The following is a 21,809-nucleotide window of genomic DNA, read 5'->3' as shown; positions in this document are numbered from 1 at the left end:
CTATTGTTTTATTTTTGAGGCTAACAAATAGATTACGGCCATTCTTATGGCTACGCCGTTTTCAACTTGATTTAAAATGATGGATTGATTAGAATCTGCCACATCACTAGTAATTTCAACACCTCTATTAATTGGTCCTGGGTGCATTATTGTAATTTCTTTATCTAAAGAATCTAAAAAGGCTTTGTTTACACCAAATTGTTGTGTGTATTCTCTGGTTGAAGGGAAATAACTAATATCCATGCGTTCATTTTGCACTCGCAACATATTGGCTACATCACACCAATTTAACGCTTTACGCAGGTTTGTTTCTACTTTTACACCTAATTCACTAATATATTTAGGCAATAGTGTTTTTGGGCCACAAACCATAACTTGGGCACCTTGTAATTGTAAAGCAAATATATTTGAAAGCGCCACTCTACTGTGTAAAATATCGCCCACAATAACCACTTTTTTACCAGCTACATCGCCTAATTTTTCTCTTATAGAATACGAATCTAACAAGGCTTGTGTTGGGTGTTCATGTGCGCCATCACCTGCATTTACAATGCTTGCTTTTACGTGTTTAGATAAAAATATACCTGCTCCCGGATTGGGGTGACGCATAACAACCATATCAACTTTCATTGATAAAATATTGTTTACTGTATCTATAAGTGTTTCTCCTTTTTTTACTGAAGATTGCCCTGATGAAAAGTTTATAACATCGGCAGATAAGCGTTTTTCGGCTAATTCAAACGATAATTTTGTTCTGGTTGAATTTTCAAAAAACAAGTTTGCAATGGTAATATCTCTAAGCGAAGGTACTTTTTTTATAGGCCTATTAATTACTTCTTTAAAATGATCTGCCGTTTCAAAAATTAGCTCAATATCTTTTGGGTTAAGATATTTTATTCCTAATAAGTGGTTTACACTTAATTCGCTCATTTTATTTACTTAAATTTTAATGTTTTTAATTTAAAATGCTTCACAATAAAAACCAAAAACGTATTATTTTTCAATTAAATACACGGCATCTTCTGCTTCGTTTTCTTGCCAATGTACTATTACTTTTTCATTATTAATGGCATCAACTTGCCTGCCTCTGTAGTTAGGTTGTATTGGTAAATGCCTACTAAAACGCCTGTCAATTAAGGTTAGCAGCTCAATTTCGTTTGGTCTGCCAAATGATTGTATAGCTGTTAAAGCGGCTCTTATGCTTCGGCCTGTATACAAAACATCATCAATGAACACAATATTTTTATTTTCAACAAGAAAATCTACTTGAGTTGTGTTTGCTTTTAGCGGTTTGTCTCCTCTTCTAAAATCATCTCTATAAAATGTAATATCTAATTGGCCTTGTTTTACGTTTTTTACGTTGTATTGATCTTTAAGTATTTTAGAAATTCTGTTTGCCAAATAAACGCCTCTTGGTTGTAAACCAATTAAAACGGTGTTTGAAAAATCGTTATGTTTTTCAATAAGTTGACAAGCCAATCGGTGAAGAATGATGTTTACTTCTTTTGTGTTTAGTAAAACTTTTTGACTCATATACTAATCCAAACGGTTTGGAGAACAAATGTAGTGTAAAATTTTAGAAGTTGAAATTTTAGAAGTTGAAAGATTATATTGTTTAAGAAACTATATGTTTTAAATAGAAAAAGCCTTCAATTTCTTGAAGGCTTTTTAAAATTTATAAATGAATTTCTGTTTTTACAGAAATGAAAAACATTATTTAATTATGCTTTTCCGTCCATTTTATCTTTAAGAGCTTGTAAAGCATCATTAGCATCACCTAAAGTTGGTTTAGCTTCAGCAGCAGCTGCGGCAGCTTTTTTAGCGGCAGCTTTTACATTTTTAGCTTCTTCTTCTCTAAATATTGCTGTATGCGATGCTACAACACGTTTAAATTCTTTGTTGAATTCAATAATTTTGAAATCTGCAGTTTCACCTTTAGATAATTTGCTTCCGTCTTCTTTTTCTAAATGTCTAGAAGGTACAAATGCTACTATATCTTCGTTAAACTTAACTGTTGCTCCTTTGTCTACTAATTCTTCAATTGCACCAGAGTGTGTTGTATCTAAAGCAAATTCAGTTTCGTATTTATCCCAAGGGTTTACAGTTGTTTGTTTGTGACCTAAAGATAATTTACGTCCTTCAACATCTAATTCTAAAACAACAACATCTAACTTATCTCCTACAGCACAGAATTCACTTGGGTGTTTAATTTTCTTAGTCCAAGATAAATCTGAGATATAAATTAACCCGTCAATACCTTCTTCTAATTCAACAAATACACCAAAGTTAGTAAAGTTACGTACAATACCTGTGTGTTTAGAGCCTAATGGGTATTTAGTAGTAATATCTGTCCATGGGTCTGGAGTTAATTGCTTAATACCTAAAGACATTTTACGCTCTTCTCTATCTAGAGTTAAGATAACTGCTTCAACTTCATCTCCTACAGAAACGAAATCTTGTGCAGAGCGTAAGTGTGTAGACCAAGACATTTCAGATACGTGAATTAAACCTTCAACACCATCAGCAACTTCAATAAATGCACCGTAATCTGCAATTACAACTACTTTACCTTTTACTTTATCACCTACTTTAACCTCTTCAGCTAATGCTTCCCAAGGGTGTTTGCTTAATTGTTTTAATCCTAATTGAATTCTAGATTTATCTTCATCAAAATCAAGAATTACAACATTTAATTTTTGATCTAACTCAACAATTTCGTTAGGGTGGTTAATTCTAGACCATGATAAGTCTGTAATATGAATTAAACCATCTACACCACCAAGATCAATAAATACACCGTAAGACGTTATGTTTTTAACAACACCTTCTAGTACTTGACCTTTTTCTAACTGACCAATAATTTCTTTCTTTTGTTCTTCAATATCAGCTTCAATAAGTGCTTTATGAGAAACAACAACGTTTTTAAACTCGTGGTTGATTTTTACAACCTTGAATTCCATAGTTTTATTTACATACTGGTCGTAATCTCTAATTGGTTTTACGTCAATTTGAGATCCTGGTAAGAATGCTTCAATGCCAAAAACATCTACAATCATACCACCTTTAGTTCTGCATTTTACAAAACCGTTAACAATTTCACCAGTGTCATGCGCTGCGTTTACGCGGTCCCATGCTTTAATTACTCTTGCTTTTCTGTGAGATAATACTAATTGTCCTGTAGCATCTTCACGTACATCAATTAATACTTCTACTTTATCACCAACTGCTAAGTTAGGGTTGTAGCGAAACTCGTTTAATGAAATTACACCTTCAGATTTTGCGTTGATATCAATAATTGCATCTCTATCAGAAATGTGTACTACTGTACCTTCAACAACTTCATCATTTAAAGTGTCTACAAAGTTTTCGGCTACTAATTTTTCAAATTCTTCAAGTTGTTTACCGTCAACTTCATCAATACCTTCTTGGTAATTGTGCCAGTTAAACTCTTTTAAAAATTTTTCAGGATTAGCTTGTGCTTCAGATACTACTGGAGCTTCTTTTACAGTTGAAGTTTCTTGAGTTTCAACTTCAGGATTTTTTGCTTCTTCAGCCATTTAATAAGTAAACAATGGTTTTATTTATTATTATTGTAAATAAATACACATTGTAATTTGTATTCTGTATGCTTGAAAAGAATTAAGCAAATAACACACAGAAGTGTTAATTTTACTAGTGTTTCAGCCCTTTTATCTTTTCACAATTCGCTAAAAGGAGTGCAAAAATAACTATTTTTAACCTAATTACCTAAAAATGAACTCATAATATTTTGTGACTTAATACAAAATAATGTGTCTTATTTAATAGAAACATAAATTTAAAATTGGTTTATACCTAATAAATTTAATTATATTTAACCTTAACATTAATACAAATTTTTTAAACATGGCAGTAAAAGCAAAATACCAAGACGTTTTAGATTTAGGAGAAACTTTAAACATTCAAAACGGAGATGTACAAATTGAAGGTGATGTTCTTAAAGTTTTTGGAACAGCAAACACCCAATACGAAAAAAACTTAATTTGGGATAAAATTAAAGAAATTGGAGGTGAAAATCCAACAGATATCATGGCCGATATTAAAGTGGCTGATGAAACTGTGTACCACAGACATATAGTAAAAAGTGGCGAAACTTTAGGTAAAATTGCTAAGCATTACTACAAAGATGCCATGAAATACAAAGAAATTTTTGAAGCAAACACAAACATTTTAAAAAACCCAGATGTAATTCACCCAGACCAAGAGTTGGTTATACCAAACCTATAATAAAAGTATATTTATTGTAGATACAAAAACATAAATTTTATATAAATGCGTGCTTTAAAAATGTTTTTTTTTGAAGTACGCATTTTTTTTTCTCAAAACTTTTCTTTTACTTGAACATAAAACCACTAAAACTAATTACTTATGATGAGAAAAATTGCGTATTTATTTTTAATGCTACCCTTTATACTATTTGCACAACAAAAAACAGAAATTAAAGGTATTATTATAGATGAATTTAATGAACCTGTACCTTTTGTTGCTATTGGTATAGTTGAAAAATACATTGGAACAGCAAGTACTGAAGATGGCGAGTTTTCGTTTTTTATAACTCAAAATGAGTTTCAAGATTCCTTATCCATTTCAAGTTTAGGATACGACCCTTTTAAGATTAAAGTGGCAGATTTCTTAAAATTAGAAAAAAAAGAAATAATTTTAAAAGAAACCGTTACTGAATTAAACGAAGTTACATTACTAATTCCTAGTAATTATGTAATTAATGCTTTAAAAAAGCTAAAAGAAAATACAATAAGCAAAACACATCAATTGGAATTTTTGTTTAGAACTGCAGTTACTGAAGGTGATAAAGCTAAACTTTTAGTTGAAAACTATATAAAAGTTAAAGATAGAGGTCCTGCTTTTTATTTTGGAGAAGTTCAAGTGGCTGAAAGTAGAAAATCTGCCGATTATCGTATATGGAAACCTAAGCATAATTGGCATCAAATTAATGTTGTAGCGCATATTAATCCTATAAGACCAAATGATTCTGGACATGCTAGAAACATTAAAAAGTTTATTTGGAAGAAAATTGGGGATTCATCATATGAAGGTGAAGATGTTGTAATTCTTGAAGGTCAAAACCCAAAGAAAAAATGGGAAAAAATTAAACTATTTATAGGTGTAGACACCTTTAAAATTTATAGGATAGAGAGAGGTAATACTTTATTTATTTACAAAAATTATAAAAACGGAAAACTAGTTTTAAGTTATTATAAACATGATTGGCACTTATCTAAAGACCGTATACCTAAAGAGTATTGGAACACGCCTGTAATAAACTCACATTTTAAAGGTGAAGCATTCTTGTATAATGTTGTTACAGATAAAAAGAATATTAAAGTTGTTCCTTACGGAATAAACGTAGATGCTCACTTAATTGATTTACCTTACAATGCCAATTTCTGGAAAAATTTAAGCTTACCACCAGACACTAAATTTTACAAAAGCATAAGAGAAGGTTTAGAGGCTGCCTACGGTGTTCCGTTAGAAAAACAATACGAATTAATTAATAATTAAAAATTATATGAAAAAAATATTTTACACACTAACCTTGTTTTTAATAGGTTTTATAAATATACAAGCACAACAAAAAACAGAAATAAAAGGTACTATTTTAGATGAATTTAATGAACCGGTTCCCTTTGTTGCTGTTGGTATTGTTGAAAAATACATTGGTACAGCAAGTACCGAAGATGGTGAGTTTGCTTTTTCTATAACACAAAATGAACTTAAAGACACCATATCTGTATCTAGTTTAGGTTATAACCCTTATAAAATAGTTGTTGAAGATTTTTTAAAGCTTGAAAAAAAAGAAATTATTTTAGTTGAAACTATTACAGAACTTGATGCAGTTACACTATTAGCACCAAAAGATTACGCACTAAATGCTATTAAATCTTTAAAAGACAACACAATTAGTAAGCCACATTTATTAGAGATTTTATATAGAGCTTCTTCAACTGAAGAAAATAAAGCCAAATTTTTTGTTGAAAATTATATAAAAATTAGAGATAGAGGTCCTGCATATTACATGGGTCAAGTTGAGATAGCAGAAGCAAGAAAATCTGCCGATTATAGATACTGGAAGAGAAAACAATGGAGACACCCCATACAAGGTATGTTTGAGCTTAACCCATTTAGGCCTATGGCTTCTCAACATGCCAGAAATTTAAAAAAGTTTTCTTGGAAAAAAATTGGAGATTCTTCTTATGATGGTGAAGATGTTGTAATACTGCAAGGGCAAAGTAATGTTTACGATTGGGAAAGAATAAAATTATACATTGGTGTAAACAATAGTAACGTTTATAGAATAGAACGAGGAAACTCACTTTATATATATAAAAAACATACTAATGGAAAAATGGTATTAAGCTATTACAGAAATTCATGGAAATTTCCAAAAGATAAAATTCCTAAAGAATTACTGGGTACACCAGCAGAAACTTTACAATATAAATCTGAAGCTTTTGTACTAAACGTTGAAACAGATAAAAAGAAAATACGAGTAATTCCTTATGGCGTAGAAAAAGATGTTAATGATTTAGATGTAAAATACAACCCTGAATTTTGGAACAATTTAGTTATGCCTCCAGACACCAAATTTTATAAACAAATTAAAACCGAATTAGAAGGTTTATTTGGTGTGCCTTTAGAAACACAATATAAATTAGTAAATAAGTAATAACGTAAAAAAGGCGAAGATTAAAAACTTCGCCTTTTTTATTTCTTATTATTAAAGTTATTATATAAAATCACTCCGTATCTTCTAAAGTCATTTTAACTAACATCAAAATTTTTTCAAACTGTTCTTTAAGTGATAAATTAGAGTTATCAATTTCAATAGCATCATCTGCTATTATTAATGGTGAGTCTTTTCTTGTAGAATCTAAATAATCACGTTCTTGCACATTTTTAAGTACGTTTTCATACGTTATATCATCACCTCTATCTGTAAGTTCTTTGTAACGCCTTTGCGCTCTAGTTTCGGCAGATGCTGTCATAAATAACTTTAATTCAGCATTAGGAAACACTACGGTACCAATATCGCGTCCATCCATAACAACACCTTTATCTTTGCCTAATTGTTGCTGAATTGTTACTAATTTTTGTCTGACTTCAGATACTGCAGCCACTTTACTAACAAAACTTGAAACTTCAAGAGTTCTTATCTTTTTTTCAACATTAATTCCGTTTAAATAAACTTCAGCAAAACCTAAATCTTCATTATAAGTAAAGCTAATATTTACTTTATCTAATTGATAAATTAATGCTTCAACATTAAAATCATCTTTTAAAATTAGCCCTTCTTGCATTGCATAAAGCGTAACAGCTCTATACATGGCTCCAGAATCTACATAAATATACCCTAAATGATTTGCTATTTGTTTAGCTACCGTACTTTTTCCGGTTGATGAAAACCCATCAATTGCAATGGTTATTTTGTTCATTTTTTAGATTTGAAATGCAAAAATACTTCAATTTTATAAAAATAAATAACCAAAGTACTTAACTGAGTTTATTAATTTAAATCTATTTGTAAGCCAAAGAAATTTGAATTGGCTGCACTTGTGTATTTAGCGTGTGTATAACTAAAACGCATTTTATTCATTTTTATAGAAATACCAGCAGATAAACCTGAAAAATTACGCTGATCTACAATACGCAACTCTTCACCTCTTCTAAAATTATAGCCTAATCTAATATTGAATCCGCCTTCAGGAAATAATTCGGCTCCTAAAATAGTATGCCTTATAACCTGACCTAGAAATCCCACTTTTTCATTAGATTGGTTACCGTTTAAATCGCTTGTAGATCTTGCCGGATTTGATGCTGCAATGGGCCATTGCTGCAAATTTTCTAAAGTTACATGCCAACGAATTGGCACATTTTCTAAACGTTGTGATAAGCCTAAGCTTACTTCAAAAGGTAATGTTTCTTGCAAGCCAGCATATGTTGTAATTTGTGTGCCAAGGTTTCTAATTACTAAAGCGGCATTAAAATCTAAATACTCATTTATATAAATTAAACCAACATCAACGGCTGCACCAAATGATGTGTATTGTTCTAATTTTGAACTTATCAATTTCAAATTACCGCCTAAATAAAAATCTGAATATCCAATTTGGCGAGCATAACCAAATGACAAAGCGGCTTCGCCCCCTGAAAAAGTTCCTGTGGCATTTCCTTGTTCGTCATACCCATCAAAAGAGCCATAATTTATATATGTTACACCTGCGTGAAATGTTTGTGTTCTTCTATCTAAAGTGTAAGCATATGCAGCAGTACCATAACTTATGCCGCCTAAATAACTGGTGTAATTTACGGCCAATTGGTTATCCATTTCAACATTAATTGTTGCTGGGTTAAATAAGGCTTGTGTTACATCATAATCTACATTAGTTAGTACTTTTCCGCCTAAAGCAGCTTGTCTTGGAGAAGCTATTAAATTTAGAAATTGATACGTGTGTTCGCCTCCAATTTGTGCAAAAATTAAAGAGCAAAAACACAAACAATTAAACGTGATTATTTTTCTAAACATATATTTACCGTACAAATAACGTAAATCTATCTTAAAAACGATACTATGTTTTTTTTATTTTATAAAAAAATGTCATTATAAACAATAGGTTTAAAATGACATTTTTAATTTTAAATATTACTTACTAAAGTTTTTTAGCATTTTTTACTTTTTGGTTTGTGAGTGCTATTTTAATAACATCACTCATGTCTTGCACGTAGTGGAATGTTAAACCTTTTAAATATTCAGGTTTTATTTCTTCAATATCACGTTTATTATCTTCGCAAAGTAAAATTTCTTTTATTCTTGCGCGTTTTGCTGCTAAAATTTTCTCTTTTATACCGCCTACTGGCAGTACTTTACCACGTAAAGTAATTTCGCCTGTCATGGCTATACTCTTTTTTACTTTACGTTGTGTAAATAATGAAATTAATGATGTTAACATGGTTACACCCGCACTTGGCCCATCTTTAGGTGTAGCACCTTCAGGCACATGAATATGCACGTTATACTTATCAAAAACTTCAGGGTTTATACCAAATTCATCAGCATGAGATTTTATATATTCCATGGCAATGGTAGCCGATTCTTTCATGACTTTACCAAGGTTACCGGTAATTGTTAAAGCACCTTTTCCTTTAGATAAAATAGATTCAATAAACAAAATATCACCACCAACACGTGTCCATGCCAACCCAGTTACAACACCAGCAACATTATTATTTTCGTATTTATCACGCTCTAATTTTGGGCTTCCAAGTACATCAATAACATCGTCATTTGTTACTTTTATATTATAATCTTCTTCCATAGCTATATTTTTTGCTGCAAAACGCACCATTTTAGCTATTTGTTTATCTAAACCACGTACACCCGATTCTCTGGTATAACCTTCAACAATTTTTTCTAGTTGTGGTTTTCCTATTTTAAGATTATCGGTATTTAAACCGTGTTCTTTTAATTGCTTTGGAAGTAAATGACGTTTACCTATTTCTACTTTTTCTTCAATAGTATAACCTGTTACATTGATAATTTCCATACGGTCTAACAACGCAGGTTGAATGGTTGCTAAACTGTTTGATGTAGCAATGAACATGACTTTTGAGAGGTCATAGCCCATTTCTAAAAAGTTGTCATAAAACTCACTATTTTGTTCAGGGTCTAAAACTTCAAGCATTGCTGAAGAAGGATCTCCTTGATGCGAGTTTGATAATTTATCAATTTCATCTAAAACAAACACAGGGTTTGATGTGCCTGCCTTTTTTAAACTTTGAATAATACGCCCTGGCATAGCGCCTATGTAGGTTTTTCTGTGACCTCTAATTTCAGCTTCATCACGTAAACCACCTAAAGAAATTCTAACATATTCGCGCCCTAACGCTTCGGCTATAGATTTTCCTAAAGATGTTTTACCAACTCCTGGAGGACCATAAAGACATAGGATTGGCGATTTCATATCATTTCTTAACTTCAAAACCGCTAAGTATTCAATAATGCGTTTTTTCACATCATCTAAACCGTAATGGTCTCTGTCTAATATCTTTTTAGCGCGTTTTAAATCGAATTTATCTTTGCTGAATTCATTCCAAGGTAAATCTAAAAACAGCTCTAAGTAATTACGTTGAATTGAATATTCGGCCACTTGCGGGTTCATGCGCTGTAGTTTGGCTATTTCTTTTTCAAAATGCTTAGCTACTTTGTCATCCCAATGTTTTTCTTGGGCTTTGGCTTTCATGTCTTCAATCTCTTCGTCATGACTTACACCGCCCAATTCTTCTTGAATAGTTTTAATTTGTTGGTGTAAAAAATACTCGCGCTGTTGCTGGCTCATATCCATCTGCACCTTAGACTGAATATCGTTTTTAAGCTCAAGTCTTTGGAATTCTACATTCATATGTTTTAATGTAGCCAAAGCACGTTGTTTTAAATCGTTTATTTCTAAAAGTGATTGTTTTTCAGTAACCGATAAATTCATGTTTGAAGACACAAAATTTACCAAAAACGAATTGCTTTCAATATTTTTTATAGCGAAAGAAGCCTCACTTGGAATGTTAGGGCTTTCTTTAATGATTTCTAAAGCTAAATCTTTGATAGATTCTATAATGGCTGTAAACTCTTCATTGTTTACCGCAGGTTTTGCCTCTGGTAAGTCTCTAATAGTGGCATTCATGTAAGGTTCTTCAGTAAGCACTTCGGCTACTTTAAAACGTTTTTTACCTTGAATAATAACAGTTACATTGCCATCGGGCATTTTTAAAACACGTAAAATACGCGCTACAGTACCTGTTTCATGAATATCTTTTGATGAAGGGTTTTCAACAGATTCGTCTTTTTGGGCCACAACACCAATAACTTTGCTGCCTTTGTTGGCATCGTTTATAAGTTTTATTGATTTGTCTCTGCCAGCAGTTATAGGTATTACTACACCAGGAAACAATACGGTATTTCTTAAAGATAAAATAGGAAGTGTTTCTGGCAACGCTTCATTATTTATGGCCTCTTCATCTTCTGGTGTCATTAGTGGAATTAACTCTGAATTTTCATCGAATTCCTGAAATGACAAACTGTCTAGTGTTATAAAATTAGATTTTTTCATATATATTTTCAAGTCAATATGTCATAATTAAACACATTAACTTCATTTTTTTAATTAGCAAAAACTATTAATTATTTAAATATCAATTACTTAACAAAACACTTATTGATATTACACAGTTATAAGGTCAATACTTATGCCATTCATTATAACTAGATATAAAACTTTGAAGTATTAAAGCTTACCTGCACGTTTTAAAACAAATAATAATACAATTGGTACAGCCAGTAATATTACCATGAGTAAATTGCGCTCAAACAACCACGATGCCATAAATAACGTGAGTATATAACCACCAATGGCTCCGCCAAAATGCGCATCATGCCCAATGTTTCCCAAACGTGTTTTCATACCATAAATTGAGTATAATAAATAGCCTATACCAAAAACATATGCCGGAATTGGTATGGGAATAAAAAACATATGCAAACTCATTTCGGGTCTTAATAAAATAGCTGCGTATAAAACACCTGTTACTGCACCACTAGCACCCACAGCGCTATAATGGTATTCGTTTTTATGAAAATAAAGTGATAGTAAATTCCCTAAAATTAAACTGCCTAAATACACTAAAATAAAACCACCATTACCCAAAAAATCTATAACAATGTTTGCAAAGAAAAACAGCGTAATCATGTTAAAAAGTAAATGTTGCATATCTACATGCAAAAAACCAGAACTAAACATGCGTATTTGCTCACCACGCTGTATACCGCCAACATGAAATTTATACTTATCAAAAAAACCATAATCATTAAAACCTTTTAATGATACCACTACATTGGCTGCAATAATTACAATTGTTATTATATCTAAATTCATAATGTGATAACGTTTAAAATGAAAATACTTTATTTTTATTTTGTAAAAACAAAAACACGTACTTTTGCGGCTACAAATGTAAAATTAATTCATGCAATTTATAATTTATATTATTGTTTATCCGCTATTATGGTTTATTTCTAAGTTGCCTTTTAAATTACTTTATTTAATTTCAGACGGTATTTATATTATACTCTATCGTATTTTTGGCTACAGAACAAAGGTTGTTACAAATAATTTAAAACTTGCTTTCCCTGAAAAATCAGAAAAAGAAATAGCTACAATTAGAAAAAAATTCTATCATCATTTATGTGATATGATGGTAGAGGCTATAAAATCTATAAGTATTTCTGAAGCTGAGATGCAAAAACGCTATGTTTTTACCAATTTAGATATAATTCATCAACTTGAAAAACAGAATAAAAGTATTGTTTTATTAATGGGACATTATGCTAGTTGGGAATGGATTTTTATTTTGCAAACACATGTTAAGCACAAAGGTTACGCCGTTTATAAAGCTTTAAGTAATAAATATTTTGATAAACTGATAAAGCGCATTAGAGCAAAATATAATAGCCACTTAATTACTACTAAAAAAACATTTACAACACTTATTGAGGCTAAAAAAAATAATGAATTAACGCTTAATGGTTTTGTTTTTGACCAATCTCCATTGTTACGTAAAGCCCTACATTGGAAAGAATTTATGGGTATTAGAGTTCCTGTACATGTGGGTGCCGAAATACTAGCAAAAAAACTAGATATGGCTACTGTGTTTTTAAAGGTGAAAAAGATAAAAAGAGGATATTATGAAGCTACTTTTTCAACAATTACAAACAACCCAAAAGACCTTAAAAATTATGAAATTACAGACATTGCTTTAGAACGTGTTGAAGAACAACTTCATGAAGCTCCTGAATACTATTTATGGACACATAGAAGATGGAAACACCGTGGCAAAGAACCTAAATAATAATTATTTAGGTGTTGTATCTACAAAATCTGGATTCATTAAAACACGTCCTTCTTCTTTAGCTTTCATATACACTGCTTTTGATGGTCTTGGACGTATTCTATATTTTGTAGGATAGCCTGTTTCTCTTACAAAATCATCAGGTGTTCTTTGAGTTGGTAAAAAATCTTTTGTGGTTTCACGCATGGTTTTTAGTTTCATGCGCATATCATTTAAAATAAAATCATAATCTTTATTTTGGGCTAAATTATTTAGCTCATAAGGGTCTTTTTCTACATCATAAAGTTCTTCCTCTGGTCTTGGTATTTTAAAGCAATGCATTTGCGCATCAGTTAAAGTACCTTTATCACGTTCTTCTTTCATACTTTTCCATGTTAAATCTCTAATAATATCAGCAGAAGGTGTGTTTGGTAAATCTGGATAATAGTTTTTAATGTACTTGTATTTTTTGTTTCTAACAGCACGTGTATAATCTTCAAAATCATGAAAATGATCTTCAGCATACACATAATCTCTAATCTTTTTAGTAGTATCTTTTAATGTTGGCAATAAGTTAACACCTTCAAATTCTGGCAGTGGGTTTATTCCTGCCATCATTAAAAATGTTGGTGCAATATCAACCGAACTAACCAAATTAGTGTTTACGGTGCCCGGTTTTATATTTGCTGGCCATTTAATTATCCATGGTGTTTTAATACCACCGTCATACAAGGTGGTTTTATCTCTAGGAAAAGCTCTTCCGTTGTCTGAAATAAATAATACAACCGTATTTTCAGCAACGCCTTGGGCTTCAAGTTCTGCCATTACTTTTCCAATATAATCATCCATTCTAGCAATTTCATCATAATATAAAGCGAAATCTTTTTTTGATGCTTCAGTTTCTGGCATGTAAGGTGGGATTACGGCGTCATCAGGACTGTATGGATTGTCGCTAATACCTTCGTAAAACGGACGATGTGCATCAAAAGAAGCTAGCCACGTAAAAAATGGTTTGTCTTTTGGTCTTTCTTTTAAAAGTTTAATCCATTCATCGCAACCGCTACCATCACCTTTTAATCGTCTGTCTAATCCAATTGGAGCATCAATCCACTGCATTTCTAAAAGTGTATCAAAATCATCTCTCACAGGATCACCCATGTGATATTTACCAGCTAAACCTGTCCAATATCCTGCGTCTTTTAAAGCCTGCACAAAGGTGTTTTTGTTTTCTGGCAGAGGCCATGATAATTGTTCGGCATCAGTATTGTGCGGGTATAACCCTGAAACAATACTTGTTCTACTTGGGCTGCATGAACTTGTTGTTAAAAAAGCTTCTGTAAAAAGCATGCCCTCATTAGCCATTTTATTTAAATGTGGTGTTTTTACATTGGGGTGGCCGTAAGGTTGTGTATCATCCCAACTAACATCATCTGCAATTATTAAAACTATGTTTGGTTTTTCAATTTTTTGTGATGTATTTTTTTTTGAATTACACGATGTGAAAACAATTGTAAAACAAGTTATAATGTAAAATAAGTAGTTTTTAAAAATCATAGTAATATTGATGGTTTAGGTAAATTTAAACATAAAAAAAGGCCGTTTTTACAAACGACCAATATTTACATAATTTCGATATTATTTTACTAATACAACATTTTAAATACCTGCTATTTCACTAAGTTCAGTAATAAATTTATTGGCCAAAGCATCGGCTTCATCTTGAGATTTTGCTTCGGTATAAATTCTAATAATAGGCTCTGTATTACTTTTACGTAAATGCACCCAATTTTCAGGGAAATCTATTTTTACACCATCAATGGTTGTTAGTTGTTCATTTTTATATCTGTTTTCTATGGTTTTTAATACAGCATCAACATCTAATTCTGGTGTTAATTGAATTTTCTTTTTACTCATAAAATAGCTAGGATACGTGTTTCTTAACTCACTAACCGTCATTTTCTTTTCGGCTAATAAACTTAAAAATAACGCTACACCAACCAACGCATCGCGCCCGTAATGTGATGATGGGTAAATGATACCACCGTTACCTTCGCCACCAATAACTACTTTATTCTTTTTCATTAGTTTTACAACGTTCACTTCGCCTACTGCACTTGCTTCATAGGTGCCTCCGTGTTTTTCGGTTACATCGCGTAAAGCTCTCGTTGAGCTCATGTTGCTTACTGTGTTTCCTGGTGTTTTACTCAAAACATAATCTGCACAAGCTACTAAAGTGTATTCTTCGCCAAACATATTTCCGTTTTCATCCATAAAGGCTAATCTATCAACATCAGGATCTACCACTATACCAAAATCGGCATTATGTTTTTTTACAGCCTCAGATAAATCGGTTAAATGTTCTTTTAAAGGTTCAGGGTTGTGTGGAAAATGCCCGTTTGGTTCGCAATATAGTTTAATAACTTCAACACCTAATCGTTCTAATAATAAAGGTATTGCAATACCTCCGGTTGAGTTTACACCATCAACAACAACTGTAAAATTAGCTTCTTCAATAGGTTTTACGGTTACTAAAGGTAAATCTAACACCTCAATAATGTGTAAATCTACATAGGCATCGTTTTTAGTTATTTTTCCTAAGCTATCTACATCAGCAAAATTAATGGTGTTACTTTCGGCTAACTCAAGTATTTTAGCGCCTTCATCAGCATCTAAAAATTCACCTTTTTCATTTAATAACTTAAGTGCATTCCATTGTTTTGGGTTGTGGCTTGCTGTAAGTATTATACCGCCATCGGCATGTTCCATTGGTACAGCAACTTCAACTGTTGGTGTGGTAGACAAACCTAAATTAACCACATTAATACCTTGGCCTATTAATGTGTTCATTACTAAATTCTGTATCATTTTACCAGAAATTCTTGCGTCTCTACCAACCACAACTGTGTAGTTGTCTTTTTTTCTGTTTTGTTTTACCCAAGCACCGTAAGCTGCTGCAAATTTAACAGCGTCAATTGGGGTTAAATTTTCACCTATTGCTCCGCCTATAGTGCCTCTAATTCCTGATATTGATTTTATTAATGTCATAATTATTAGTAGTTTTTGCAAACGTACATAATTTTTTTAGCTTGTATTTTAATTAAACTTAAAAAAATAAGAACATGATATTTACAGAACATTACATAATTAGTTTGTGTAATTATTTGTAAGTTTAAAGAATGAATTATTTAGCCCACATCTACCTATCTGGCAACAACAATCTTGTACAAATTGGCAATTTTATGGCCGATAGTATTAAAGGAAAAAAATACACTACATACCCAACACCCATACAAATTGGTATTTTACTGCACAGACAAATTGATTTTTTTACTGATACGCACCAAACTGTAAAAACCAGCAAAAAAAAACTTCAAAAAAAATATGGTTTATATTCTGGTATTATTGTAGATATACTTTATGATCATTTTTTAGCAAAAAACTGGAGTAACTATTCAAACACACCTCTTGAAATTTATACAGCCAATTTTTACAATAATTTGAATGAACATTATGAGTTACTTCCCACTCGAATAAAAAATATGATGCCTTATTTAACAACAGATAATTGGTTGTTAAGCTATGCTACCACCAATGGCATTGCTAAGGTTTTAAATGGCATGAATAAAAGAACTAAAAACAGGGCAAAAATGAACGAAGCTATTGTTGAACTAAATATGTTTTACAATGAATTTGAAGTTGAATTCACGTCTTTTTTTAAAGAGCTAATTATTTTTTCAGAAGAGAAACTTGAAGAAATATCAATACAATTTCAAGCTGCAAAATAGCTTTTTAGCACCTTTATTTTATCCGTTTATCTTTTTTCTTTTTTAAAATGAAATGTATTTAATAAATTAGTTTTAAAGAAAAATCACTTAACTCCCTATTCTACAGTGAAATTAAAGAAATTATTTAAAATCATTATTGGTGTCATTATATTTTTTACACTGCCAAGTTTACTTCTTTTTGGCTTTTTATACTTTAAGTATAATGAAGATTTACCACAAGGAACAACAGGTGTTGAAGCTGATGCCCTAGCCCATAAAATGCTTAAAGCTTTAAATTTTGAAGCTTATAAAAATACCGCTAATTTTGAATGGACTTTTAAACAAAGACACCATTACAAATGGAATAAAACAACTAATGAATGTGCTGTATTGTGGCAAGAATACAAAGTTGTTTTAAATTTAAATAATCCTAAAAAACATACAGCTTACGTACATAGTTTTAAAGTTGATGGCGATTTAGCCAACGATCTTATTGAAAAAGCAGTTAAATACTACAATAACGATTCTTTTTGGGTTTTTGCGCCATACAAAGTTTTTGATGAAGGTGTACAACGCAAACTTGTAACATTACCTAATAATAAAAAAGGTTTGTTAGTTACTTACACAACAGGCGGCAGCACACCAGGTGATTCTTACCTATGGATACTTGATACAAATTACAAACCCAAAGCCTTTAAAATGTGGACTTCCATTTTACCCATTGATGGCTTAGAAGCTTCATGGGCAGATTGGACTACCACACAAAGTGGCGCACAAGTGCCCACGTTTCATAAATTATTATTTTTAGGTATTGAAATTACCGATATTGAAGGTGTAAAGTAAAATTACTTACTTTTTTGGCCAACAAACTTATGGCTATCAGATTTAAAAAGCACATTAAAACTGGTTAAACTACCGTAAATTCTTGTAATATATTGTTGTAAATCTATTTTTTGTTGCGCATCTAAATCGCTGGCATTAACACGTTGTTCCATAACTCGCAATCTATCTCTTACCATTGTTATTTTATGAAAAAACTTATCAATAGGTAATTCATACGGTTTTAAATTTTCATCTGCTGGTTGTAAAATTAGTGTACCTCCTTTGTATTTATCGGCAATGGTTACAACTTCTGTAGCATCACTCCATTTTTTTAAAATATTTACCAAACTTGTTTCAACATCTAAAAAACTAACTGTATCAACATCATCATGCGCAGCTTCTATAACTTCAAAATCACTATTTAAATCAATAGTTTCTAATCCGTTTTCAATAAATGTTACCCAATAATGTTGAGATGTTACATTGGTTATAACACCTTTTCCGTATTCGTTATGGTTAATTCTAGAGCCTATTCCTAATAATTTCATTTGTCTTGTTTTTAGTTGTTATTATAATTTCAAAAATAAAATAACCTTTTTTATATCAAAATAGTTACTTGCTTAAATTTGGCTATTCTGTTTTCTTAATAAAACGTTAAAATTTTAAAAATAACATTAAAATAACAACCCCTTAATTTATACGGTATTCGCGCTTTTATTTAAGTAAAAAAGAATAAGAACATTCACAAAAAACACCTTAATAAACAAGTGAACATATAAAAATAAAAACACACCCTATAAAACTAAGGGGTTTGCTTAAAAACTATTGAAAAAAGGTAAAAGTTAAAGATTTCAAAAGCTATTTTTTATATGATTTTCATCAGTTATTTTCACGTTAAAGATCAGTATTAACTATAAAAATTAACATCATGAAAAAATTAAGTTTTGCCTTATTATTTGTTTTTGGAATTTCATTTGCAAACAACACAAACCCTAACGCATTATCCCAAAATGAACCAAAGGTTGGTGATGTTTTAGTTGTAAATGCTACCTCAAATACAAAGTACAATCATGTTTATTTTCCTAAATTAAATTTCATTGTGAAAAAAGGAAATTTAGCAACTTACAAACCAGTACACGGTGCCGAAGTAGTTGTTAAAGATGTGGAAAATAAAAACGGAAACACCTACGTAATTTTAGAGAAAAAAGATAATAGCAAATTCTTTGGCTATGTTAAACAAATTAAAGCAAACTATAACTACTCTTTAAACTCTGGAGAGCTAACAAAAATGTAATAGTTTTAAAATATTTTTTTTGACTAACTCACAAAAAGCTGCATTTTATGCGGCTTTTTTATTTAACAATTTTTAATATTTAACATAAACTGCAAGCTATAATTTTAAGAACGAATGTTGTAAATTAGCGCTTTTGCAAATTTATGAGTGAGTTTACAGATTTTATTGAAGTTAAAGGTGCTAGAGCCCACAACCTTAAAAATATTGATGTTGCAATACCAAGAGAAAAACTTGTAGTTATTACGGGGTTGTCTGGTAGTGGAAAATCGTCTTTAGCATTTGATACTATTTATGCCGAAGGACAACGCCGTTATATTGAAACTTTTTCGGCTTATGCACGCCAGTTTTTAGGTGGTTTAGAAAGACCCGATGTTGATAAAATTGACGGCCTCTCACCCGTTATTGCTATTGAGCAAAAAACAACTAGCAAATCACCACGTTCAACCGTTGGCACAATTACTGAAATTTATGATTTTATGCGCCTGCTTTTTGCACGTGCTAGTGATGCTTACAGCTACAATTCTGGCGAAAAAATGGTAAGCTACAGTGATGAGCAAATAAAAGAACTTATAAAAAAAGATTTTGAAGGTAAGCGCATAAACATTTTAGCGCCTGTAATTCGTTCTAGAAAAGGGCATTATCGTGAGCTTTTTGAGCAAATAGCAAAACAAGGCTTTGTTAAAGTTAGAACCGATGGTGAAATTAAAGACATCACCAAAGGTATGAAGCTAGACCGCTACAAAACACATGACATTGAAATAGTTATTGATAGATTGGTTGTAAATAATACCGCTGATAATGATAAACGCCTTACCGAAACCATAAATACAGCCATGTATCATGGCGAAGATGTGCTTATGGTTATTGATCAAGACACTCAAAAGGCACGCTATTTTAGCAGAAATTTAATGTGCCCAAGTTCAGGCATTTCATATCCAAACCCAGAACCCAATAATTTTTCGTTTAACTCACCAAAAGGTGCTTGCCCAAATTGTAATGGCATTGGCGAACTTTACAAAGTAAACCCAAGTAAAATAGTACCAGATGATTCACTTTCAATAAAAAACGGTGCTTTAGCGCCCCATGGCCCTGAGAAAAAAAGTTGGATTTTTAAACAGTTTGAAACCATTGCGCAACGCTTTGATTTTAAATTAACCGATGCTTACAAAGACATTCCTGAAGAAGCAAAACAAATGATTCTTTTTGGTGGAAACGAAAAGTTTACCATTGAAAGTAAAACATTAGGCGTAACTAGAAATTACAATATAGATTTTGAAGGTGTTGCCAATTTTATTGAAAACCAATACAAAACTGCCGAGTCTACATCATTAAAACGATGGGCAAAAGAATATATGGACAAAATTAAATGTCCGGAATGTGAAGGCTCCAGATTAAAAAAAGAATCACTTTACTTCAAAATAAACAATAAAAATATTGCTGAACTTGCCAATACTGATATTGTGGAGCTTGCAAATTGGTTTAATAATATAGATAAGCATCTTTCTAAAAAACAACTTAAAATAGCTGAGGAAATTCTAAAAGAAATAAAATCTAGACTCCAATTTTTACTAGATGTTGGCTTAGATTATTTATCATTAAACCGAAGCTCTAAAACCTTATCGGGTGGCGAAGCACAACGCATACGTTTGGCAACACAAATTGGTTCTCAACTAGTTGGTGTGCTTTATATTTTAGATGAACCTAGCATTGGTTTACATCAACGCGATAACGAAAAACTTATAAATTCACTCGTTTCCTTAAGAGATATTGGTAACTCTGTTATTGTTGTTGAGCATGATAAAGACATGATTGAACGTGCCGATTATGTAATAGATATTGGCCCAAAAGCGGGTAAATTTGGTGGCGAAATTATAAGCAAAGGCAATGTAAAAGAACTTAAAACACACAACACACTAACGGCACATTATTTAAATGGCACAAAAGAAATTGAAGTTCCAAAAAAACGAAGAAAAGGTAATGGTAATTTTTTAGAGCTTAAAGGTTGTACGGGTAATAACTTAAAAAACGTATCGGTAAAATTTCCTTTAGGAAAAATGATTGGTGTTACGGGTGTTTCGGGTAGTGGTAAATCTACATTAATTAATGAAACGCTCTACCCTATTTTAAATGCACATTATTTTAATGGTGTTAAAAAACCAATGCCGTACAAAAGCATTAAAGGCTTAGAGCATATTGATAAAGTTATAGATATTAACCAATCGCCCATTGGCCGTACACCACGAAGTAATCCTGCCACTTACACTGGTACATTTAGTGAAATTAGAAGCCTGTTTGCAAAAACACCCGAAGCCATGATACGTGGTTACAAACCCGGGCGTTTTAGTTTTAATGTTAAAGGTGGCCGTTGTGAAACTTGCCAAGGCGGTGGTTTACGTGTTATTGAAATGAATTTTTTACCCGATGTTTATGTTGAATGTGAAACTTGCCAAGGTAAACGTTTTAATAGAGAAACACTTGAAATTAGATACAAAGGAAAATCTATAAGTGATGTTTTAGAAATGACTATTAATGAAGCGGTTGATTTTTTTGAGCACATTCCAAAAATTTTCAAAAAATTAAAAACTATAAAAGATGTTGGTTTGGGCTATATAACACTTGGCCAACAAAGTACTACGCTATCTGGTGGCGAAGCACAGCGTATAAAATTAGCCACAGAACTTAGTAAACGAGATACCGGAAACACATTTTATATTTTAGATGAACCTACAACTGGGCTCCATTTTGAAGATATTAGAGTACTTATGCAAGTTTTAAACAAATTGGCAGACAAAGGTAATACCGTTTTAATTATTGAACACAATTTAGATGTTATTAAAACCGTTGACCATATTATTGATATTGGTTATGAAGGTGGTAAAGGCGGCGGACAACTAGTTGTTGAAGGCACACCCGAAGAAGTAGCAAAACATAAAAAAAGTTATACTGCCAAATTTCTTAAAAAAGAATTAAATTAGTCTGTTATACTTTCAAAATAAAAC

General features: G+C 31.5%; 18 protein-coding genes. 8 read left to right on the top strand and 10 right to left on the bottom strand.

Annotation, left to right across the window (positions count from 1 at the left end; all coding sequences use genetic code 11):
• The 3 genes from ACXAG4_RS11745 to rpsA form a co-directional block, all read right to left on the bottom strand.
• Positions 1-930: an aspartate carbamoyltransferase catalytic subunit gene (locus tag ACXAG4_RS11745; protein WP_475296269.1), complete on the bottom strand. Its 930-nt coding sequence runs from the start codon at positions 928-930 to the stop codon at positions 1-3.
• A 63-nt stretch (positions 931-993) separates the two neighbouring features.
• Positions 994-1,533 carry a bifunctional pyr operon transcriptional regulator/uracil phosphoribosyltransferase PyrR gene (pyrR, locus tag ACXAG4_RS11740; RefSeq protein WP_475296268.1) on the bottom strand — a complete coding sequence of 180 codons (540 nt, stop codon included), beginning with the start codon at positions 1,531-1,533 and terminating at the stop codon, positions 994-996.
• Positions 1,534-1,721: 188 nt separating this feature from the next.
• On the bottom strand, positions 1,722-3,557 hold the full coding sequence (gene rpsA, locus ACXAG4_RS11735) for a 30S ribosomal protein S1 (RefSeq protein WP_475296267.1): 1,836 nt from the start codon (positions 3,555-3,557) through the stop codon (positions 1,722-1,724).
• 328 nt (positions 3,558-3,885) lie between these two features.
• Between rpsA and ACXAG4_RS11730 the strand changes: the two genes are divergently transcribed.
• The 3 genes from ACXAG4_RS11730 (at position 3,886) to ACXAG4_RS11720 (ending at position 6,724) form a co-directional block, all read left to right on the top strand.
• Positions 3,886-4,266, top strand: a complete 381-nt coding sequence (locus ACXAG4_RS11730) for a LysM peptidoglycan-binding domain-containing protein (protein WP_475296266.1) — start codon at positions 3,886-3,888, stop codon at positions 4,264-4,266.
• A 141-nt stretch (positions 4,267-4,407) separates the two neighbouring features.
• Complete coding sequence (locus tag ACXAG4_RS11725; protein ID WP_475296265.1) at positions 4,408-5,559, top strand: carboxypeptidase-like regulatory domain-containing protein; 1,152 nt, start codon at positions 4,408-4,410, stop codon at positions 5,557-5,559.
• 7 nt (positions 5,560-5,566) lie between these two features.
• Complete coding sequence (locus ACXAG4_RS11720; protein ID WP_475296264.1) at positions 5,567-6,724, top strand: carboxypeptidase-like regulatory domain-containing protein; 1,158 nt, start codon at positions 5,567-5,569, stop codon at positions 6,722-6,724.
• Positions 6,725-6,794: 70 nt separating this feature from the next.
• Here ACXAG4_RS11720 and cmk read toward each other — a convergent pair whose 3' ends face one another.
• From cmk to ACXAG4_RS11700, 4 genes are all read right to left on the bottom strand, one after another.
• Positions 6,795-7,490 (bottom strand): (d)CMP kinase, encoded by a 696-nt coding sequence (gene cmk, locus ACXAG4_RS11715; protein WP_475296263.1) that lies wholly within the window; start codon positions 7,488-7,490, stop codon positions 6,795-6,797.
• A 71-nt stretch (positions 7,491-7,561) separates the two neighbouring features.
• The gene (gene porQ / locus ACXAG4_RS11710) at positions 7,562-8,581 is read right to left on the bottom strand and encodes a type IX secretion system protein PorQ (protein ID WP_475296262.1); all 1,020 of its coding nucleotides are present in this window, start codon (positions 8,579-8,581) and stop codon (positions 7,562-7,564) included.
• Positions 8,582-8,705: 124 nt separating this feature from the next.
• The gene (gene lon, locus ACXAG4_RS11705) at positions 8,706-11,156 is read right to left on the bottom strand and encodes an endopeptidase La (RefSeq protein ID WP_475296261.1); all 2,451 of its coding nucleotides are present in this window, start codon (positions 11,154-11,156) and stop codon (positions 8,706-8,708) included.
• Positions 11,157-11,330: 174 nt separating this feature from the next.
• Positions 11,331-11,978 carry a rhomboid family intramembrane serine protease gene (locus ACXAG4_RS11700; protein ID WP_475296260.1) on the bottom strand — a complete coding sequence of 216 codons (648 nt, stop codon included), beginning with the start codon at positions 11,976-11,978 and terminating at the stop codon, positions 11,331-11,333.
• Positions 11,979-12,069: 91 nt separating this feature from the next.
• Here ACXAG4_RS11700 and ACXAG4_RS11695 point away from each other — a divergent pair, with 91 nt between their 5' ends.
• Complete coding sequence (locus tag ACXAG4_RS11695; protein WP_475296259.1) at positions 12,070-12,951, top strand: lysophospholipid acyltransferase family protein; 882 nt, start codon at positions 12,070-12,072, stop codon at positions 12,949-12,951.
• Positions 12,952-12,954: 3 nt separating this feature from the next.
• On the opposite strand, the gene ACXAG4_RS11690 is transcribed toward ACXAG4_RS11695, so the two are convergent.
• A complete protein-coding gene (locus ACXAG4_RS11690; protein WP_475296258.1) occupies positions 12,955-14,484 on the bottom strand; it encodes a sulfatase family protein in 1,530 nt (509 codons plus the stop codon).
• Between the two features lie 102 nt (positions 14,485-14,586).
• Positions 14,587-15,975 carry a phosphoglucosamine mutase gene (gene glmM, locus ACXAG4_RS11685; RefSeq protein WP_475296257.1) on the bottom strand — a complete coding sequence of 463 codons (1,389 nt, stop codon included), beginning with the start codon at positions 15,973-15,975 and terminating at the stop codon, positions 14,587-14,589.
• A 131-nt stretch (positions 15,976-16,106) separates the two neighbouring features.
• Between glmM and ACXAG4_RS11680 the strand changes: the two genes are divergently transcribed.
• Positions 16,107-16,715 (top strand): acyl carrier protein phosphodiesterase, encoded by a 609-nt coding sequence (locus ACXAG4_RS11680; protein WP_475296256.1) that lies wholly within the window; start codon positions 16,107-16,109, stop codon positions 16,713-16,715.
• A gap of 105 nt (positions 16,716-16,820) precedes the next feature.
• Positions 16,821-17,537: a hypothetical protein gene (locus ACXAG4_RS11675; protein ID WP_475296255.1), complete on the top strand. Its 717-nt coding sequence runs from the start codon at positions 16,821-16,823 to the stop codon at positions 17,535-17,537.
• A gap of 2 nt (positions 17,538-17,539) precedes the next feature.
• Here the strand turns inward: ACXAG4_RS11675 and ACXAG4_RS11670 are convergent, their stop codons facing one another.
• A complete protein-coding gene (locus tag ACXAG4_RS11670; RefSeq protein WP_475296254.1) occupies positions 17,540-18,064 on the bottom strand; it encodes a hypothetical protein in 525 nt (174 codons plus the stop codon).
• A gap of 380 nt (positions 18,065-18,444) precedes the next feature.
• Between ACXAG4_RS11670 and ACXAG4_RS11665 the strand changes: the two genes are divergently transcribed.
• Positions 18,445-18,810, top strand: a complete 366-nt coding sequence (locus ACXAG4_RS11665; RefSeq protein WP_475296253.1) for a hypothetical protein — start codon at positions 18,445-18,447, stop codon at positions 18,808-18,810.
• 143 nt (positions 18,811-18,953) lie between these two features.
• Positions 18,954-21,785 carry an excinuclease ABC subunit UvrA gene (gene uvrA, locus ACXAG4_RS11660; RefSeq protein ID WP_475296252.1) on the top strand — a complete coding sequence of 944 codons (2,832 nt, stop codon included), beginning with the start codon at positions 18,954-18,956 and terminating at the stop codon, positions 21,783-21,785.
• Positions 21,786-21,809: the final 24 nt, after the last annotated feature.

The organism is Seonamhaeicola sp. ABD4_175 (assembly GCF_056160885.1).
The sequence above is the reverse complement of the archived record's forward strand: the minus strand, read 5'-3'. Positions and strand labels throughout refer to the sequence as shown.

What these genes read in the sequence shown, in the direction of transcription:
- cmk (WP_475296263.1), bottom strand. Translation starts at nt 7,490, where the DNA reads ATGAACAAAATAACCATTGCAATTGATGGGTTTTCATCAACCGGAAAA.
- rpsA (WP_475296267.1), bottom strand. Translation starts at nt 3,557, where the DNA reads ATGGCTGAAGAAGCAAAAAATCCTGAAGTTGAAACTCAAGAAACTTCA.
- ACXAG4_RS11680 (WP_475296256.1), top strand. Translation starts at nt 16,107, where the DNA reads ATGAATTATTTAGCCCACATCTACCTATCTGGCAACAACAATCTTGTA.
- ACXAG4_RS11695 (WP_475296259.1), top strand. Translation starts at nt 12,070, where the DNA reads ATGCAATTTATAATTTATATTATTGTTTATCCGCTATTATGGTTTATT.
- ACXAG4_RS11700 (WP_475296260.1), bottom strand. Translation starts at nt 11,978, where the DNA reads ATGAATTTAGATATAATAACAATTGTAATTATTGCAGCCAATGTAGTG.
- ACXAG4_RS11745 (WP_475296269.1), bottom strand. Translation starts at nt 930, where the DNA reads ATGAGCGAATTAAGTGTAAACCACTTATTAGGAATAAAATATCTTAAC.
- uvrA (WP_475296252.1), top strand. Translation starts at nt 18,954, where the DNA reads ATGAGTGAGTTTACAGATTTTATTGAAGTTAAAGGTGCTAGAGCCCAC.
- pyrR (WP_475296268.1), bottom strand. Translation starts at nt 1,533, where the DNA reads ATGAGTCAAAAAGTTTTACTAAACACAAAAGAAGTAAACATCATTCTT.
- porQ (WP_475296262.1), bottom strand. Translation starts at nt 8,581, where the DNA reads ATGTTTAGAAAAATAATCACGTTTAATTGTTTGTGTTTTTGCTCTTTA.
- ACXAG4_RS11720 (WP_475296264.1), top strand. Translation starts at nt 5,567, where the DNA reads ATGAAAAAAATATTTTACACACTAACCTTGTTTTTAATAGGTTTTATA.
- ACXAG4_RS11665 (WP_475296253.1), top strand. Translation starts at nt 18,445, where the DNA reads ATGAAAAAATTAAGTTTTGCCTTATTATTTGTTTTTGGAATTTCATTT.
- ACXAG4_RS11725 (WP_475296265.1), top strand. Translation starts at nt 4,408, where the DNA reads ATGATGAGAAAAATTGCGTATTTATTTTTAATGCTACCCTTTATACTA.
- glmM (WP_475296257.1), bottom strand. Translation starts at nt 15,975, where the DNA reads ATGACATTAATAAAATCAATATCAGGAATTAGAGGCACTATAGGCGGA.
- lon (WP_475296261.1), bottom strand. Translation starts at nt 11,156, where the DNA reads ATGAAAAAATCTAATTTTATAACACTAGACAGTTTGTCATTTCAGGAA.
- ACXAG4_RS11730 (WP_475296266.1), top strand. Translation starts at nt 3,886, where the DNA reads ATGGCAGTAAAAGCAAAATACCAAGACGTTTTAGATTTAGGAGAAACT.
- ACXAG4_RS11690 (WP_475296258.1), bottom strand. Translation starts at nt 14,484, where the DNA reads ATGATTTTTAAAAACTACTTATTTTACATTATAACTTGTTTTACAATT.
- ACXAG4_RS11670 (WP_475296254.1), bottom strand. Translation starts at nt 18,064, where the DNA reads ATGAAATTATTAGGAATAGGCTCTAGAATTAACCATAACGAATACGGA.